General features: G+C 35.7%; 14 protein-coding genes and 1 pseudogene. 4 read left to right on the top strand and 11 right to left on the bottom strand.

Annotation, left to right across the window (positions count from 1 at the left end):
- Window positions 1-56: 56 nt before the first annotated feature.
- A complete protein-coding gene (locus tag DCS32_RS12650; protein ID WP_108878602.1) occupies window positions 57-1,115 on the top strand; it encodes an endonuclease/exonuclease/phosphatase family protein in 1,059 nt (352 codons plus the stop codon).
- A gap of 162 nt (window positions 1,116-1,277) precedes the next feature.
- Window positions 1,278-2,165, top strand: coding sequence for a mechanosensitive ion channel family protein (locus DCS32_RS12645; RefSeq protein WP_108878601.1), 888 nt, complete (start codon window positions 1,278-1,280; stop codon window positions 2,163-2,165).
- 76 nt (window positions 2,166-2,241) lie between these two features.
- On the opposite strand, the gene DCS32_RS12640 is transcribed toward DCS32_RS12645, so the two are convergent.
- From DCS32_RS12640 to DCS32_RS12630, 3 genes are all read right to left on the bottom strand, one after another.
- Entirely contained in the window at window positions 2,242-3,501 is a 1,260-nt protein-coding gene (locus tag DCS32_RS12640) for an aminotransferase class I/II-fold pyridoxal phosphate-dependent enzyme (RefSeq protein WP_108878600.1), read from the bottom strand.
- 138 nt (window positions 3,502-3,639) lie between these two features.
- Window positions 3,640-4,680, bottom strand: coding sequence for a PLP-dependent cysteine synthase family protein (locus tag DCS32_RS12635; RefSeq protein WP_108878599.1), 1,041 nt, complete (start codon window positions 4,678-4,680; stop codon window positions 3,640-3,642).
- A gap of 133 nt (window positions 4,681-4,813) precedes the next feature.
- The gene (locus DCS32_RS12630) at window positions 4,814-6,874 is read right to left on the bottom strand and encodes a S9 family peptidase (protein ID WP_108878598.1); all 2,061 of its coding nucleotides are present in this window, start codon (window positions 6,872-6,874) and stop codon (window positions 4,814-4,816) included.
- A 121-nt stretch (window positions 6,875-6,995) separates the two neighbouring features.
- Between DCS32_RS12630 and DCS32_RS12625 the strand changes: the two genes are divergently transcribed.
- Window positions 6,996-7,319, top strand: coding sequence for a YbaB/EbfC family nucleoid-associated protein (locus DCS32_RS12625; RefSeq protein ID WP_108878597.1), 324 nt, complete (start codon window positions 6,996-6,998; stop codon window positions 7,317-7,319).
- Window position 7,320: 1 nt separating this feature from the next.
- On the opposite strand, the gene DCS32_RS12620 is transcribed toward DCS32_RS12625, so the two are convergent.
- The 8 genes and pseudogenes from DCS32_RS12620 to DCS32_RS12585 all read right to left on the bottom strand — a co-directional run bounded on the left by DCS32_RS12620 (window position 7,321) and on the right by DCS32_RS12585 (window position 16,376).
- On the bottom strand, window positions 7,321-9,096 hold the full coding sequence (locus DCS32_RS12620) for a T9SS type A sorting domain-containing protein (protein ID WP_108878596.1): 1,776 nt from the start codon (window positions 9,094-9,096) through the stop codon (window positions 7,321-7,323).
- Window positions 9,097-9,206: 110 nt separating this feature from the next.
- Window positions 9,207-10,313 carry an OmpA family protein gene (locus DCS32_RS12615; RefSeq protein WP_108878595.1) on the bottom strand — a complete coding sequence of 369 codons (1,107 nt, stop codon included), beginning with the start codon at window positions 10,311-10,313 and terminating at the stop codon, window positions 9,207-9,209.
- Window positions 10,314-10,505: 192 nt separating this feature from the next.
- Window positions 10,506-11,533 (bottom strand): annotated as a pseudogene (locus DCS32_RS12610) (threonine aldolase family protein).
- Between the two features lie 85 nt (window positions 11,534-11,618).
- Window positions 11,619-14,015 carry a zinc-dependent metalloprotease gene (locus DCS32_RS12605; RefSeq protein ID WP_108878594.1) on the bottom strand — a complete coding sequence of 799 codons (2,397 nt, stop codon included), beginning with the start codon at window positions 14,013-14,015 and terminating at the stop codon, window positions 11,619-11,621.
- A 314-nt stretch (window positions 14,016-14,329) separates the two neighbouring features.
- Complete coding sequence (locus DCS32_RS12600) at window positions 14,330-14,878, bottom strand: DUF4252 domain-containing protein (protein WP_108879293.1); 549 nt, start codon at window positions 14,876-14,878, stop codon at window positions 14,330-14,332.
- A gap of 1 nt (window position 14,879) precedes the next feature.
- The gene (locus DCS32_RS12595) at window positions 14,880-15,416 is read right to left on the bottom strand and encodes a DUF4252 domain-containing protein (RefSeq protein WP_239057525.1); all 537 of its coding nucleotides are present in this window, start codon (window positions 15,414-15,416) and stop codon (window positions 14,880-14,882) included.
- A 20-nt stretch (window positions 15,417-15,436) separates the two neighbouring features.
- Window positions 15,437-15,880, bottom strand: a complete 444-nt coding sequence (locus tag DCS32_RS12590; RefSeq protein WP_108878592.1) for a hypothetical protein — start codon at window positions 15,878-15,880, stop codon at window positions 15,437-15,439.
- Entirely contained in the window at window positions 15,867-16,376 is a 510-nt protein-coding gene (locus DCS32_RS12585; RefSeq protein WP_108878591.1) for an RNA polymerase sigma factor, read from the bottom strand. Before DCS32_RS12585 ends, DCS32_RS12590 begins: the two co-directional genes overlap by 14 nt.
- Before the next feature lie 160 nt (window positions 16,377-16,536).
- Between DCS32_RS12585 and DCS32_RS12580 the strand changes: the two genes are divergently transcribed.
- Window positions 16,537-18,189, top strand: coding sequence for a hypothetical protein (locus DCS32_RS12580; RefSeq protein WP_162533654.1), 1,653 nt, complete (start codon window positions 16,537-16,539; stop codon window positions 18,187-18,189).
- The last annotated feature ends 44 nt before the right edge of the window (window positions 18,190-18,233 follow it).

Genomic DNA, 18,233 nt, shown 5'->3' with positions numbered 1-18,233 from the left:
CAAACTATTCTAAAAAAGCATCGCTCCTATCGCGATGCTTTTTTACATTTACTATAATGATACTACTACTACTCTTCTCAATATTCATCATAGGGCCACTACTGCCCTTGCTTCCGGCTACGCACTGGAGTATACGCTTTTTTGATTTTGTGAGAATTCAAACAGTAGTTATTCAGCTACTATTATTGGGAGTTGCATTTATATCTTGGGAGGTCTTCACTGTCACACATATTATTTTTATAGCTGTAATGATAGCGGTTCTTTTATTTCAATTATGGCTTATAAGACCCTACACACCTTTCTATCATAGACGTAAACCTCAGGCAGAGTTCCACAAAAAACAGCTCACTCTTGTGACCGCAAATGTATTACAGACCAACACGAACTACGATAAATTTATAACAATCATAAAGGAGAGCAATCCTCACATATTTATCACCATGGAGTCTGACGAAAAGTGGGACAACGAAATATCTCAAGCTTTTCCAGAGTATACTCACACCGTAAAAGCTACACTAGATAATTTTTATGGAATGCATGTATATTCAAAAATTCCGTTTCAATCATCAGAGATAAAATATCTTGTAGAAAAGGATATCCCATCCATACACTGCGAGATAACGTATGCAGAGCAGCCTTTTAATCTTATAGCAATACATCCTGCTCCTCCTAGTCCATCAGAAAACGAGACTTCAAAAGAACGTGATGCAGAGTTGATGCTTGTAGGTAAGCAATGTAGAGAATCCAAAGATGCAACCGTAGTTTGCGGTGATCTCAATGATGTGGTATGGTCTAAGACTTCTAGACTTTTTAGTAAAATCACTGGGTATCTAGATCCACGCGTAGGCCGTGGTCTCTACCCTTCCTTTCATGCAAATTATTGGTTACTCAGATTCCCTCTTGACCATTTATTTTACTCAAAAGATCTTCATGTAACAAACATGAAGCGACTAGCTTATTTTGGGTCAGATCATTTTGCTATGTACTATAACATAGCATTTCCTATGGTAAATATTGATGTTGCAAATCCTGAAATCACAACAGAGGACAAGGAAAACATTCAGGAGATAATAGGCGATGGGATTCTTTCGGCTAGAGTTTCAGAGAATCATTAGGCGGAGAATTATTGTTTTTTTCACGCTTTCGCGAAAGCGTAACATTCTCATATAACTTCTTAATATTTACTCAAAATATCTTATTCCATGCGTTAATGATGGTTAAAGCCCTTGTTCACCATAGCAAGCAGAGGTAAATTGAAATCCAACCAAAAAAAAGACATGGATAAGATTACTGAATCATTAAATAATCTCTCAGAAAAACTCTGGGGATGGGTAGAAGCTTTCATAAGGAACTTACCAAACTTAGGAGTCGCTCTCCTAGTGCTATTAATTGCTTATTTCGTATCGAGATTTGTAAATAAGTACTCGCAGAAAATAGTAAAACGATACGTCCCACAACAATCTATCACAAAACTCATAGGTAGAGCCCTCGCTGTATTTGTAGTACTCGTAGGTATATTTCTCGCATTAGGTGTATTAAATCTAGATAAAACACTGAATACGCTAATTGCTGGAGCAGGAGTTTCTGGACTTGTAATAGGTCTTGCACTTCAAGGAGCTCTTGCAAATGGGATCGCAGGTATTATTTTATCATTTAGAAAAAGGGTAAATATAGGAGACTGGGTAGAAACTAGTGGATATGTAGGTTTTATAGAAGATATTAAGCTCAATAACTTTAGCATAAGGGAGCCAGATAATAATATTGTTGTGATACCAAACAAAACGATTACTGACAACCCGATGAAAAATTATTCGGTTACAGAGCGTATGCGCATTATAATAGAATGTGGTGTAGGTTATGAATCTGACTTGGAAATGGTAGAAAAACTAACTAAGGATACCATCTCAAGTAAATTTCCTCAAGAAGGTGACAAGGAGGAGGTAGAATTTTTCTACACTTCCTTTGGAGGAAGTTCAATTGACTTTATATGTAGATACTGGGTAGATTGTGTAAATGGAAAAGAAAAACTAACTGCCAAGCACCAAGGAATGCTAGCGATAAAGAAAGCTTTTGACGCAAATGATGTAAATATTCCGTTCCCTATTAGAACACTGCAATTTGATAATCAACTACAAATGGCTTCTTCTAATGATAGTCAAGTATAGATTTTAAATAGTGTAAAAAAAAATAAGCCGTTACTTTTAAAAGTAACGGCTTATTTTTTAAATATATAGTGGAGTTTTATGCTCCAAAAGCTTCTGCTACTTTAGCAGAAAGTCTTTTATAAGTTCCATTATCTAATCGCTCACGAATTGCTTCAAAAGCATTTAAAGTCTCTTCTACATCTGTAAGAGTGTGTGAAGCTGTAGGTATCATTCTAAGTAAAATAAGTCCTTTAGGAATCACTGGATACACCACAATAGAACAAAATACACCGTGATTCTCACGAAGATCTTTTACAAGTGCCATTGCTTCTGGTACACTTCCTTTAAGATATACAGGAGTTACACATGATTGTGTAGTCCCTATATCAAAACCTCTTTCTTTTAATCCTCCTTGAAGTGCGTTTACATTCTCCCATAACTTCTCACGAAGTTCTGGCATTGTGCGTAACATATCAAGACGTTTGAGCGCTCCTACCACAAGTTGCATTTGCAATGACTTTGCAAACATTTGTGATCTTAGGTTATATTTTAAGTAATCAATGATTTCTTGATCTCCAGCAATAAAAGCTCCTGTTGATGCCATAGACTTTGCAAATGTTGCAAAATACACATCAATGTCATCTTGTACTCCTTGCTCTTCTCCAGCTCCAGCTCCCGTTGCTCCTAAAGTTCCAAAACCATGTGCATCGTCAACAAGTAAACGGAAGTTAAATTTTTTCTTAAGGGCTACTATTTCTTTAAGCTTCCCTTGTTCTCCACGCATTCCAAAAACACCTTCAGAAATCACGAGGATTCCTCCTCCTGTTTGCTCTGCCATCTTAGTAGCACGCTCAAGATTTTTTTCGATACTTGCCATATCGTTATGCTTGTAGGTAAAACGTTTACCCATATGCAAACGAACACCATCTATAATACAAGCATGAGTATCTACGTCATATACGATAATATCATCTTTACCAACTAATGCGTCAATAGTAGACATGATACCTTGGTATCCAAAGTTTAAAAGATATGCAGCTTCTTTTTGTACAAACTCCGCACACTCATTTTGTAATTGTTCATGTAATGAAGTATGACCAGACATCATACGAGCTCCCATAGGGTAAGCCGCACCATAATCTGCTGCTGCTTGCGCATCTACCTCACGTATTTCTGGACGATTTGCAAGACCTAAATAATCATTTACACTCCATGTAATTACTTCCTTTCCTTGGAACTTCATTCGGTTAGAAATAGGTCCTTCTAGTTTAGGAAAAACAAAGTATCCCTCTGCCACTGAAGCCCATTTACCTAATGGCCCCTTATCCTTGTAAATTTTATCAAATAAATCTCTCATAAACTTGTTTTGAAAACAGGTGCAAAAGTACACATTTTTGATATTTTGAACAAATACAAAAATAATTGTAATATGATGCCCAAAATCAAAAAGCTCCTACATAGGTAGGAGCTTAAATATACGTAATATTTTAAACGTTTATTTGATGTATTCTATAGTTGCTACAGTCTCTTCATTTTGACTATCAAAAAAACCTTGATCATTCATCCACTTATCAGAAAACACTTTACTCATATAGCGACTTCCATGATCTGGAAAAATAACTACCACCTTGCTATTCTCGTCAAACTCTCCTTGAGCTGCAAGTTGTTTTACTCCTTGAATAGCAGCACCACTTGTATATCCTACAAATAGACCTTCTGTAGTAGCAATCTCTCTCGCACTGTGAGCACTCTCTTGATCACTTACTTTTTCAAATTTATCTATTGAATCAAAGTCTGTTGCAGAGGGTATTAAGTTTTTTCCTAGTCCTTCAATACGGTACGGATAAATTTCTGCTGCGTCAAACTCACGGGTTTGATGATACTTTTGAATCACAGATCCATAAGCATCTATACCTATAATTTTTATTGCTGGATTTTGTTGCTTTAAAAAACGTGCAGTACCAGATATGGTACCTCCAGTTCCACTACAAGCAATTAAGTGTGTAATGTTACCTTCTGTTTGATTCCAGATTTCTGGTCCTGTAGTATTAAAGTGAGCGTCTATATTCAACTCATTAAAATATTGGTTGATATAAACAGAGCCCTTATTTTCTTCATGTAAACGCTTTGCCACACTATAATAAGATCTCGGGTCGTCTGCCTTTACATTTGCAGGACATACATACACCTTTGCTCCCATCGCTTTTAAAGCATCAATCTTATCTGGTGATGATTTTGAGCTCACTGCAAGGATACATTCATATCCTTTAATAATACTTACCATTGCGATACTAAACCCTGTGTTTCCAGATGTAGTTTCAATAATAGTATCACCAGGTTTAAGAACTCCTGTACGTTCTGCCTCTTCTATAATATGAAGAGCGATACGATCTTTTGATGAGTGTCCCGGGTTAAAAGCCTCTACCTTTGCGTAAAACTGACCTTCAAAGCCTTCTGTAATTTTATTTAACTTGATGAGTGGTGTGTTACCTACTAGTTGTAACACGTTATCATACACGTTTAAATCCTTATTCATATATCTTGGTTAAAGCGCTACACAATCTCAAAAATGAGACGTGCAAAACAGAGCAAAAGTAACATAAAAATATGGAACGTGTTTCCTCTACACTAGTTCAATATCATACTGTTATAAACAGCGTTTTACCCACTTACTGAGTAATAGACTCTAAGTCAAGTAAAAAGGCATAATCTTCGGCGATTTCTTTTAATGCTTCAAAACGTCCAGAAGCACCACCATGACCTGCATCCATATTACAATGAAACATGATTTTTGTATCTGCTTGGTTCATTTCTCGCAACTTTGCCACCCATTTTGCAGGTTCCCAGTACTGTACTTGACTATCATGGTATCCCGTGGTAACAAATATGTTTGGGTACGCTTTCGCGAAAGCGTTATCATAAGGACTGTAGCTCTTCATATACTCATAGGACTCCTTTTCATTAGGATTTCCCCACTCATCATACTCACCTGTGGTAAGCGGAATAGTATCGTCAAGCATCGTTGTTACTACATCTACAAAAGGTACGGCCGCAATAATACCATTGTAAAGCTCTGGTGCCATATTAACAATTGCACCCATCAATAATCCTCCTGCCGAACCTCCGTAAGCATATAAATGACTCGCCGAAGTGTAAGAGTTACTTATCAAATGTTTTGAAACATCAATAAAATCTGTAAACGTATTTCTTTTCTTGAGCAACTTTCCATCCTCATACCACTTTCTGCCTAAATACTCACCTCCTCTCACGTGTGCGATTGCATATATAAAACCACGATCTAAAAGAGATAATCTTATTGTTGAGAAAGAAGGATCTGTAGTACTACCGTAACTTCCATAGGCATACTGTAACAAAGGAGCTGTACCATCTAGTTGTGTGTCTTTGTGGTAGATTATAGATACTGGAACCTTAACTCCATCTTGAGCAGTTGCCCAGATGCGCTCCATGTTATAATTATCTTTATCAAAGTTTCCGCCTAATACCTCTTGCTCTTTAAGGACCACTTTTTCTTGAGTGACCATATCAAAATCTATAACAGACGCAGGTGTATTAAGCGCATTATAAGCATATCGTAAAATCTGAGTATCAAAATCGATATTTGTGGTAGGATAAGCGTCGTATGTTTCATTATCAAAAGGCAAATAATAGCTTTCTGAATTATCCCATCGCTTGATGTGTATTTTATTCAACCCATTGCTACGCTCACTTACCACAAGAAAATCCTTAAAAATCTCTACATCTTCTAGCAAGGTATCATCTCGATGAGGGATTATGTCAACCCAATTTTCCATTCCAGTAGCAGATACTGGCGTTTTCATGAGTTTAAAGTTGGTCGCTTTATCTTTATTAGTCTGTATATAAAAAGAATCGTCATAATGAGATACTGCATACTCCAGCCCTCTTGTACGTTCTTGAAAAACCTTAAAATCTGTAGTACCCTTTGCCGCAGATGCAAAACGAAATTCGCTCGTCATCGTACTATCAGAACCTATCATGATGTAATCCTTAGACTTCGACTTAAAAACATAAGTATAGAATGTCTCGTCATTTTCTTGATAAACAAGTTCGTCTTGGCTTGGATCTGTTCCTAGGGTGTGCTTAAATATTTGATTAGATCGTAGGGTTTCTTCGTCTTTTCGAGTGTAATAAACTGTTTTATTATCGTTAGACCAAACGGCGCCACCAGTAGTGTTTTTGATTTCAGCTGGATAAATTTCTCCAGTCTTAAGATTTTTAAATCTGATTGTATATTGCCTTCTACTTACCGTGTCAATCCCAAAAGCAGCAATCATATTATCCTCAGATACGGCATAACTAGCTTGACTAAAATAAGAATAACCTTCTGCCATTTTATTATTGTCAAAAACTATAATTTCTTCACTATCTAAGGTGGCTTCTTTTCTACAATATAGTGGATAGTCTTTTCCAGTCTCAAAACGACGATAGTACCAGAAACCATTATGCTTATAAGGCACCGAGGAATCATCTTCCTTAATACGCGCTTTCATTTCTTCAAAAAGTGATTTCTGAAAGTCCTTTGTATTCGCTGTAAGTTTATGATAATATTCATTCTCTTGATTTAAATAATCAAGAACCTCAGGAGCATCGCGCTCTTTCATCCAGAAATAGTCATCAGTACGGATATCTCCATGCTTCTCTAATTGTACTGAAATCTTTTTGGCTACTGGAGGTAATATGTGCTTTGTCAAAGTAATTTATTTTATAAAATGCTCACAAAAATACAACGCACAGGCTTAACTATTTTCCGTTCTTGTAAATAGCTTCATAATCATTTAATAACTTTGTCTTCTTAATACAAAACACAAAACTATGTTTGGAGATATGATGGGCTTAATGGGCAAACTCCAGGAAGCAAAAGTAAAAGCAGAAGAAACAAAAGAACGTCTTAAAACAGTACTTGTAGATGAGTCGTCATCAGATAATTTATTAAAACTTACAGTAACTGCAAGCGGGCGATTAAAGGAAATCAGTCTTGATGATAGTCTACTTGAAGATAAAGAGCAACTAGAAGATTATTTAATCTTAACGCTTAATAAAGCGCTAGAGAAAGCACAAAACATCCACGATACAGAAATGGCAGCAGTTGCCAAAGAAGGTATGCCTAACATACCTGGTATGGATATGTTTAAGTAAATTAATTCTTTATTACCTTAAAAGCTTGAGAACCGTTTTCAGTTTTCAAGCTTAAGATATAAATACCACTAGATAATTCTGAATAGTCTATTGTAAAATCAATGGCGTTAGGTCTGTATTGATTTATGGCTTGTCCACTCAAAGTATACAGCGAGATTATCTCAATATGTGATGAAGCGTTTACTTTCCATTGACTATTATCATAATCATTTGCGACCATAACTAGCGATGTTGTATCGTCGTTTAAACCTAGGGTTTTAATCTCAAATGATTGTTCTTGTGAAAATGATGAACCTACATACTGATTATCAATAGTCTGCACAGACCAATAATAAGTTCCTATCTCAAAATCAGCTAGATTATAACTTGTGCTATACTGATTATTTCCTAATTCTACAATATATCTTAAACCCGTTTCAATATTTGCATTAGGACTTAGTATATTACTTGTATTGGGCTCAGTGCCTATATAAAGATTATAGCTTAAGTTATCAACGGCTGTTTTGGTAGCTGTTCCAGCTTCCCATGATAATAACACTGTACTTCCAGCTACAGCACTTTCTAAAACCGGTGGCGAACTGGGCATCTCGTTCGGAGTTGCCTGTGTATTAAGGTAAATGTCACTTTCTTGAGAATTAACTACAAATAGGTCTAAATCACCATCTAAGTCAAAATCTGCAACTTCCATATCATTATAAGATGTTAATGGTAATCCCGTATTAGTGTTTTCAACAAATGTAAAGTCGCCATCATTTTCTAATAATTCATTATAAAATAAAACCTGTGTAAATGGAGGAACTCTACCTATATTTAACAAATCTAAACTACCATTTCCTGTGAAATCTGCTACTAACAAGTTGGACTCATCTCCTACTCCCTGAAGATTAATGTTCTCTGCTAATAAAAAATCAAAGTTGGTATTATTTAAATAGACCTTAGAACCTGATTCACTATCATTATTAAGGGACCCTGTCTTAATGATATCTACAAAACCATCTTCGTTAATATCCCTTAATTTCATTGAGCCGTTAGAGAAGCCTTCAAGTTGCGCTGCGATTTGAAAGTTAAAATCACCTAAATTTTCGTAGACATATAATGGATAGTTTGCTGCACCAAGTGACGCTCCAGACGTAGCTACATCGAGGTCTCCATCACGATCAAAATCTGCAAAAGCTGTAACCCCCTGTAATGATGGTAAAAAATCATGTGTAATACTTTCAAAGGTGCCGTCTCGTGAACCCTTGAATAAATAAGCTTCTTCATATAATGCATCCACCTCTCCTAATAATAATAGATCTGCATATTTATCATTATTGAGATCACCCCAAGCAAATTGTCCGTTAGTTATTGTATTATTAAATAAATAATCATCTTGGATAAAAGTAGCTCCGTCATTAACGAAAAATAATGTCTTAGCTTCTCCATTATTTGATAAACCTGTTATAAATATATCAAGATCATCATCTCTATCTATATTAACAAATGTTATATCTCCATTAGTAAACTGCTCAGTAAATATAATTTCACTTTCTTGAAAAATCCCTTGACCATCATTATTATATAATATAATTCGATATTGACTTCCAGCTGAGTTATCAATTCCCATAACTACAATATCCATATCCCCATCCCTATCGTAGTCTCCTACGGATGATTGAGAATTTTGTAATGGTACAAATACATTCTGTTGTGTTGATTGAAAAAATTGTGCCTGAGCACTAAACGGCATTACAAACAATAGCGCTATTAATAAAGAATTGAGGTAGTAATCATTCATAACTGTAAACTTAATAGAAATGCTGCAAAAGAAAAATGATAAACAAAAAAAAGCGCCTTCTTTCGAAGGCGCTTTAACATTGGGCTGGTTAGCTAATGTTTTATAGAGTCTTAGTTATTGATAAGACGGAATTCAGTACGACGGTTGTCAGCATGCTGACGCTCAGTACAAGAAACACCATCTGCACAACGATTCTTAAGTTTGTTTTCTCCGAAACCGTTTGCAACAAGTAAGCTGTTGTTTACTCCTTTAGAAATAAGGTAGTTTGCAACAGATTGTGCACGACGCTCAGAAAGATCTTGGTTAGAAGCAGAAGCTCCTCTAGAATCAGTATGTGAAGCAATCTCTAATTTTACACCTGGGTTTTGAGCTAATAATGGCATAAGACGTGTGTCAATGATGCTTTTAGCAGCAGGGGTTAATGTAGCAGAGTTAGTATTCCAGTTGATAGGAAGTGCCTGGTACTCAACAAGAGCACACTCAACTTCTCTCCAAGTAGTAAGACCACCTTTTTGCTTAAGAACTTCTTTAGAAACAGTAGAGAAAGTAGCAGCAACAACATCTTCAGTTGTAGTTGCATCTTTAACCATTACAGTTTTAGTAATAGTTGCAAATTCAGCTGGGATTTCTTCATCAACTACACGTGCTGGTTGATCAATTACTCTTACAGTATAAGTTCCATTTGCAGAACCTCCTGGAGTAGATTGAACAGCAGCGTCAGAAGCTAAAGTACGTTTAGATACCGTAGTATATTCTGCTGGGTATCCTTTGTAACACCAGTAACGACAATCGTCAGGGTTAGAAGAAGCACAATCAGGAGCTGGAGCACCTAATTCCCACTGCGCATATGCAGATTTTACTTCAATAGTTTCAGTATCGTTAGAGAAAGTTGCAGGAACAATTCTTAAAGAAGAACCTGAAGTACTTTTCACGTAAGTTACTGTCTCAGTTTTGTAAGTTGCTGGAATTACTCGAAGACGCTTAGAAGCTTCTTTCACCATAACACGCTCAGTTACTGTATCGTATTGAGCAGGAACTACCTTAAGAACCTTGTAAGCAGGAGTCTTCTGGATTTGTACACTTTGAGTCTCATAGATATCAGGAGTAGTACAACGTACGTAACACTTTCCTGGCTCTGGGTTTGTTGGTAAATCTTGTGCTTGCACATTTGCAAATGCAAAACCTACAAAGGCACATAAAAATAAAATTTTCTTCATAATGTTGATTTTAAAAGTAATTGTTGTGAATTTCAATTTCAAAGTACAAAAATAAGAGCTTTCCCTAACAAATGCGTTAACTTTTTTTTAAGAATTTTTATTTCTGACGAAATCACATCTTTTATCGATGAAATACATAAATAAATTGAAACTTAGCAATTGTTATGATATTAATGCATAAATCCTCTAAAACTAGATACTCTCAAATTTCTTCAAAACGTCTAAAACAAGCTTGTGAGACGCATTACTGTAGTCATAATGAGTTACAATCCTCAACTTACCCTGCCCCATGTCACTTATAATTACATCATTATCAAAAGATAACTAACAAAAGTAGCTTCATCGGTCGTTTCTTTTAGATTAAAAATTAAAATATTGGTCTCTGTTTTCTCAACAGATTTAACATAGGAGAGTGATTCTAATAACATTGCAAGTTCTTTTGCTTTAACATGATCATCATTCATTCTATCAATATGATGATCTAGCCCATATAATCCCGCAGCTGCCATAAAGCCCACTTGCCTCATACCTCCGCCTAAAACCTTGCGCACGCGCATCGCTTTGTCCATAAATTGTTGCTTCCCCACTAAAACAGAACCCATAGGTGCTCCTAGCCCCTTTGATAAGCACACAGAAATAGTATCAAACAGTTCGCCATAAGAGCTAGCCGTTTGTCCCGTAGCAACAAGCGCATTCCATAAACGTGCACCATCTAGGTGTAACCCTAATCCATGTGTATCACAAACCTCTTTTATTTTCACAATCTCATCTAGATCATAACAAGCGCCTCCTCCTTTATTTGTAGTGTTTTCTAGACATACCAAGGTTGTGAGCGGACTATGATAAAAATCTGGTGGATTTATGGACTCCTCGACTTGTGCTGCAGTTATTAAACCACGATTACCATCTATAAGCTTACACGACACGCCACTATTAAAAGATACTCCTCCACCTTCATAATTGTAAACATGAGCATACTTATCTGCAATGAGTTGTTCACCAGGTTGTGTATGAATTTTTATTGCAGCTTGATTAGTCATACTTCCCGTAGGAAAATAAAGTGCACTATCCATCCCAAACATCTCAGCAATGCGCTGTTCGAGCTCATTTACCGTAGGATCTTCTTTATAAACATCGTCACCCACTTCTGCGCGCATCATATAATCAAGCATTTCAGGCGTAGGCTTTGTAATTGTATCAGAACGTAAATCTATTTTCATCAAAAAATATAGGTATTAATTATAGAGACCATTGGTTAATCTCCATTATGATTGTTTTATAAATGTATACGCTTTCGCGAAAATGTTACTCAAAACACCCTATCGGTGATCCATCAGGAATCTTAGGCGAAGGAATAACTTTGAACTTCTCTGGTGATTTTAAAAAGTCTTTAATTTCATCGACCATAAATACTGCATTAGCATCAGGAGAATTTGAACCTAGTTTTGACATTATCTCTTTTAACTGTGCTTTTGCAAAAGCCTTAGTTTGAGGTATTGCCTTTGTATGATTTGCAAGGTTCATTAAGTGCTTTAGTACATTGTAATTTATAGTTTGCTGTACCTCCTTGCGGTAACTATCTGATTCTTTTGAAAAAAGTGTAGTCTCAACCAAAGTATCTAGCATACCATCTAACCCCATTTGCTTATTATCTAAAGCCTTCTGTTGTACTAACCTGTTTGCACGTTCTGGATGTAATAGCAAGCTTAAAGTCATATCACTAGCTGTTGCTGCTGCACCTAGTGCATCAAATGCTACTCCATCATTACTTTTAAAGCTTTCTCTAGAGCGAGAATATCCCTGCGCTCTAGGTGGAAATAAAGCTAATTTATCTTTGGGAATTGCTAGTTCACTAGCAGTAAGAGTTTTTAAAACACTTTTTAAAGCTCTCTGCTGCTCTTTGGGGGCAAGTGTTTCTGTTACTTTAAGATTATTATCACCTTTTACTGCATAGTTATAATCAAGACCTCCTATCATCTTTACTGCTCCTTCGGTTTGATATCTATGATAGAAATATAAAGGGACAAATACATCTTCAAGCATCGAGTATGGCTCGTTTGTACGAATATTGTCTAGAGAAAAGTTTGAAATCGCACCTTTTCTAAGAACAAGCATTTTTTCTAACTCCTCTGCAGCATCTGTTCCATTATCCCATAAGTGTGCCTTATAATGTGCTCCTCCTTGGGCTCTTGCATCGCTATCTGTAATGTATCGCAATCCTGCCTTTTCTGCGGTAGTAAGTATATTATCAAGAAAAAACTCTTCTGATGTTCCCTGAGGTGCCACTCCGTAACTATAGTTAACCGTTACTTTATCCCAAGCTCCTATACCTGTGGCGTAGGCATTAGAAAAATCTACTTTGTCACCAGACCAGGTAAGCGTAGGGTGTGGGTAATCCATCAAACTTGCTCTATTTTCTGTGCTAGCAGCAAAGTTATGTGCAAAACCAATCGTGTGACCAACCTCATGGGCGCTTAGCTGGCGTATTCTAGCTAGTGCCATTTCTAGCATAGGCTTATAATTATCATCTCTTTCGGCAAAAGGTTTATTCATAAGCGCTTGAGCAATAAGGAAATCTTGACGAATACGCAGACTACCCAAACTCACGTGACCTTTGATAATCTCACCCGTGCGTGGATCTGTAACACTCGCTCCATAACTCCATCCTCTTGTACTGCGATGAACCCATTGTATCACGTTATATCGCACGTCCATAGGATCTGCATTTTCTGGTAACATTTTTACTTGAAAAGCATCCTTAAAACCAGCAGCTTCATAGGCTTGATTCCACCAGCTAGCACCTTCTAATAGTGCAGAACGAACAGGTTCTGGAGTACCTGGATCTAGATAATATATGATAGGTTCCACCGCCTCACTTACTACTGCCGTAGGATCTTTCTTTTCTAAACGATGACGATTTGCATAACGCTTTACAATAGGCTCTTGTATAGGTGTTGCATAATCTAGATATGTTGTTGAGATATTTCCAGCTCTTGGATCAAAACGTCTAGGCGTATAATTGTCATCTGGTAATTTCACAAAAGAGTAATGTTGTACCACTGTAAGTGCACTCGCATCTGGAGCTACACTTCTTATGTTTCTGCCAGTAGGAGTTCCCTTAAACGTAAGTAGCGCTTCAAACTCTGTGTTTTCTGGAAACGCTTTTGTGCGTTCCATATACATCGCGCTTCTGGTTTTATCAAGTTTATAGGTTCCTTCCTTGCTTCGCTTTAATCTAGCAGCCACTCCATGAGTATCTTCTAGTAAAAATGGTGTAAAATCAATGAGGTACTTCCCTCCTTTTGTTTCCTTAATAGAGAATCCAAACAACACCGACTTTGCAAATGCTTCCTCTATAGATCTACGCTCTAAGGCGTTATCAGTATTTGCTCGATACTTTAAATTAGGTTGGACTAATAATAATTTATTACCTGCCTTTTGAAATTTTACCACAGCAGTTCCTCCTAGTTGTCCTCTATCTATCCCGATATCATTACTTCCTAAACCTGTACGAAGGGAGTGAACGTATAAAAACTCTTCATCCAACTTGTCAACTTCGACATATACTTTATCCTCGCTCTCATCATAGTGAAGAGTGAAAAAACCCTTTTCTGTAACGAGGTCTTTTTTTGTTTCTAAAAATTGTGCAAACGCAGAGCTTGCGACAAGCAGGCTAACGGTAAGAATTAGATATTTTTTCATGGATTGTTGTTAAGGTTGTCTAAGATACGTGTTTAGCTCAAAAAAGTAAATCCAAATATCAAAATAGCCAATATCATCTGGCTAAATATAGTAGAGACACACAATACCCTACAAGCTAGCCCCGATTGTCGTGTAAATCCCACAGCTGCCTGGCGCAGCCGGCGCAAGGAATTGCAACAGAAAGCGGGAAACCCAGATGCATAATACACAATACCCATATGCTCCAAACAAAAAAAGAGCACCCCAAGGGATGCTCTTTATATATGGAAAGCCTATCGCCAAATAGGACTCATGCGTTCAACATTTTTTGATCATTACTGATTTTCAAAAACTTCCATAATACTACCAAATTGAGATACATCTATATCGCTCTTATTAAGCGACTCTGCCATACGCATCATATCTCCTATATTCATGTCATTACCCAATAGACGAGCTAAGACAAAGCCTTTATTCTCATCTGCACCAAAGAAAATTACTTCATCAATAGCCTCTTCTTCTCCTTTAAAATAAAGGCGCATTTGACCCATATCGCCAGAAGCTTTCATAAGCTCTTCATAATCATCTGAGGTGAGGATATCTTTTACTTTATCACGCTCTATCTGCATGGCTGCAGTGTCTCCAGATTTTGTTTGATATGCCATAAGATTGATCTTACGCACGGTCTTAAAAACCTTTTGCTGCTCCTCTGTTAATGCCTCTACATTCTTACCAAGTAGGCTTGTAGGTACATCTACAAGAATGAAATCTCCATTCTCTTGATTATCTACATAATATTCTTGTAAAGACTGCTTATTACTACAACTGGCAAGTGTAATAACAGCTAGCACTGCAGTGATGGTTACTTTTATAAATGTGTTCATCTTAAGATTTTTTTGCATTACCTACTTCTTTAAGAGCATCACTACCTTTAAAGTCTAAATCTTGTGCAAGTTTTGAGATTTGCTTGAGATCAATGTTTCCTGTTACTTGAAAGAATACAGCACGTTTCTCACCATCCATATCTCCATTTAAGAACATTACAAATTCTTTTACATAATCTTCACTACTTCCTTCCTTGTAATAAAATTTTACATTCTTACCATCGTCCTTTACTCTCATGAGCTCTTGAAGATTGCTACTTGAGATATAACTCTTCATTGTACCATTCATCTGGTCCATTACTCCCGTATTTGCACTTGTGTACATCTTTACATTCTCAAGATTGTCTACAAGGTTGATATACTTTTGCATTTCTGGGTCAGATGAGTTGAGATCTACTTTACTAAGCAGCTTGAACATCTTTTGATTCATTACTATAGAAGTAACTCCTTTTACATCCTCGTATTTATCAAAAGGACTTTGTGCGTAACCTACTAAAGTTACGAGGGCAAATGCCACTAACATTATTGACTTTTTCATAATATTTTTAATTTGAATTTTTATTTAAATAAAGTGCTGGATGCCTTATCAAATTCTTGCACCACCTCCAGCTGTGTCGTACTTTGATTAATCATTTGGGACATCATCCCAAGTGCTTGTTTTGTTTTTAAGATGGCTAGTTCTTCATTCTCATAATTAGTAGAAATACTAGCATCTACTTGTGTACTTTGCGTCCATAATACTAGTCCCACAATAACTGCAGCTGCAGCACTGGCTGCAAATCTATAAATAGACTTTGATCGTTGTTTTTGAGGTAGCACTATTGGTGCATCATAAGTTTCCTTTGAAGCGACACTAAATGCCGTAAACATGCTAGCATATTCTTCTAAGTGCGGCGCCACTTGATCACTTGCAAAATAAGTTCTCAACTCCTGCTCTTCCTTAAGCGTAGTTGCTCCTTCAAAGTAACCATCTAGTAGCTTCTCTATATTATGAGATTCCATAGTTTCGTTTTTTAATCAATTCTTCTCTTAGTTTTTTGCGAGCTCTTGACAATGCAACTCTTACAGCAGTTTCATTCATCTCGAGTATCACAGCAATCTCTGCATTGTCCATTTGCTCAACATCTCTCATTTGTACAATAAGTCGTTGTTGCTCTGGTAAATCTTCGATGAGTTTAAAAACCCAAGCTACCTCATCTGCAACTTCTATATGCTTACTTGTATTACCTGAGTGATCTTCATAATTATTATGAACGATTTTAAGATTATTACTTCCTTTTGCCTTGAGCTTATCGTAGCAATAATTTTTTGTCATCGTCATCGCAAATGCTTCAACACTTCGATATTTTTTAATTTCGGACCTCTTTGTCCATAAACGCAGTAGTACTTCCTGCGTGGCATCTTGAGCTTCATCATCAGATACGAGCAACCGCTTTGCAACGCGGTACACTTTATCCTTAAAAGGAGTTACAAGATTTATGAACTTATGTTGGTCCATCGATTAATTGGTTAGTTATAAGGAAGACGAAGCAGTATTACTTTTGTTACAATGAGAATAAGAATTTTTATTTCGCTTTCGCGAAAACGTGATACAATCACAGAAAAAAAAACTCAAATATGATTATATTGATCTCTTAAAAAACACTTTACCATTGCTTATGAAGTTATCGAAAACCTATCCCCTACTACTTTTAATTTTCTTATTCTCATGCAAAAAGGAAGATAAACAAACCGAGTATACTTACGACAAACAGTATACCGCCGATGATTTAGATTATGAGGATTTATTTAATGAAGAACTAGCTTCACTCAATTTAGCTAATGAAACAAATGGCGAAATAAGTATAGTAAATAGTTATCCTGATTTTACAAAAAAATCTAAATCAATTATCTCTAAAGCTGAAGTCGAAAGTATACTTGACGATAGTTTTCAAAATGAATATCTATCTAAAAATGATGATCAAAGAAAAATCGATTTCTTTAAGGTTAGAAATAGCAAAGAAGATTTATCTAAATTGAAACTCGAATTCAAAGAGTTGTTTTATTCAGACATTTCAAAGTATGCGAAAGATATTCGTAACAACAGAATAAAGGATGCCTATTTCATCTCTGCTTTTCAGTTTATGAGTGAAGCAAATTATGGAAATGTTAAAGATTCTATTTTGTTTAACTTAAATAAAGAACAGCCACTGAAGAAGAATATTCAAATCCAATTAGTAGAAATTCTATCTCAAAGCGATTTGATGGCTAGCCTCAATTATTTATCCAAAATTCTCCTCGAAAAAAATGTCGACAAAAATATAAGATTTCCTTCAAAACGAACTTTAATTAGATACGCCCTATCTGAAGATTCTACAATTCAAAGTGATTTTTCAAACTTGACGCTAGAGCTTTTTAATAAGGACATCTACAGTTACAATAAAGTATTTATCCTATTTGATGTAATTCACAGAAGTGAATTGTTAAATACAGAAGAATGGGCTACACTAATACCTTTCTTAGCCAAAAGTAATGATGATAATATAAAAAATATAGGTAGAAAATATGAGGCCTTTCATTTGAGGAAATCCTTTATAGAAAATAATAAAGATATCAATGCATTAGATCTTTTAACAATATTGATGGGTTCACAAAGTGAAAATGAAGTTGTAAGAATTAAAGAATATTACACGAAAAATAAGAAACAAATTAAAACGAATAACCCCGAAAATTTCAATCTATTTAGTCATAAAATAGAAACTTATCAAAAAAAACATAATTCTTTGGACTATTTCAATGGACTCTTCAATTCCCTTGGATACACAAATTCTCCCAAAAAAGATTCTCTGAAACATGAATTAATTTATGAGAGTTATTTACCCTATGAACGCGAATATCCAAAACAATTACTATTAGATAATTTTATAGACGTAAATAATATATGTGTAGTTGATTATGAAGCAGAGTCAGGAGAGTTTCCCAACAATTATGAAAGTATTCTTGAGAAATTCTCTACATGTCTAAAAGAAAAATTTTCACTTGAACTACTTTATAAACAAGTAGTAGTTTACAAGAATGAAAATAAAATAGACCATTATGAAATCTATTTACAGCTAAAAAATTCAAATAAAACATATAAAATTAATCTCGCAGACACAGATGATTTTTATGCAGATAAGAGTATTGTTCAAACTATAAATTCCATTTTGAAGGACTCTACAAAAAGAAATCGTTTTCTCAATATAAGTGATGATTCGGCATCAAAAAGATATCTACTTATTCCTCCAGAACACTTAGCAGAGTTAAATAAAAGTTTAAATCTCAACCTATAGATTGCGATTCAAATTTTAGTTTTCAGCACATAGACATTATATAA

The sequence above is a fragment of the Dokdonia sp. Dokd-P16 genome (genome assembly GCF_003095655.1).
Lineage (GTDB): Bacteria > Bacteroidota > Bacteroidia > Flavobacteriales > Flavobacteriaceae > Dokdonia.
This window is presented reverse-complemented; position numbering and strand designations above follow the sequence as displayed.

Coding starts and splice junctions, on each gene's coding strand:
- DCS32_RS12650 (WP_108878602.1), top strand. CDS start 57: ATGATACTACTACTACTCTTCTCAATATTCATCATAGGGCCACTACTG.
- DCS32_RS12645 (WP_108878601.1), top strand. CDS start 1,278: ATGGATAAGATTACTGAATCATTAAATAATCTCTCAGAAAAACTCTGG.
- DCS32_RS12640 (WP_108878600.1), bottom strand. CDS start 3,501: ATGAGAGATTTATTTGATAAAATTTACAAGGATAAGGGGCCATTAGGT.
- DCS32_RS12635 (WP_108878599.1), bottom strand. CDS start 4,680: ATGAATAAGGATTTAAACGTGTATGATAACGTGTTACAACTAGTAGGT.
- DCS32_RS12625 (WP_108878597.1), top strand. CDS start 6,996: ATGTTTGGAGATATGATGGGCTTAATGGGCAAACTCCAGGAAGCAAAA.
- DCS32_RS12620 (WP_108878596.1), bottom strand. CDS start 9,096: ATGAATGATTACTACCTCAATTCTTTATTAATAGCGCTATTGTTTGTA.
- DCS32_RS12615 (WP_108878595.1), bottom strand. CDS start 10,313: ATGAAGAAAATTTTATTTTTATGTGCCTTTGTAGGTTTTGCATTTGCA.
- DCS32_RS12605 (WP_108878594.1), bottom strand. CDS start 14,015: ATGAAAAAATATCTAATTCTTACCGTTAGCCTGCTTGTCGCAAGCTCT.
- DCS32_RS12600 (WP_108879293.1), bottom strand. CDS start 14,878: ATGAACACATTTATAAAAGTAACCATCACTGCAGTGCTAGCTGTTATT.
- DCS32_RS12595 (WP_239057525.1), bottom strand. CDS start 15,416: ATGAAAAAGTCAATAATGTTAGTGGCATTTGCCCTCGTAACTTTAGTA.
- DCS32_RS12590 (WP_108878592.1), bottom strand. CDS start 15,880: ATGGAATCTCATAATATAGAGAAGCTACTAGATGGTTACTTTGAAGGA.
- DCS32_RS12585 (WP_108878591.1), bottom strand. CDS start 16,376: ATGGACCAACATAAGTTCATAAATCTTGTAACTCCTTTTAAGGATAAA.
- DCS32_RS12580 (WP_162533654.1), top strand. CDS start 16,537: ATGAAGTTATCGAAAACCTATCCCCTACTACTTTTAATTTTCTTATTC.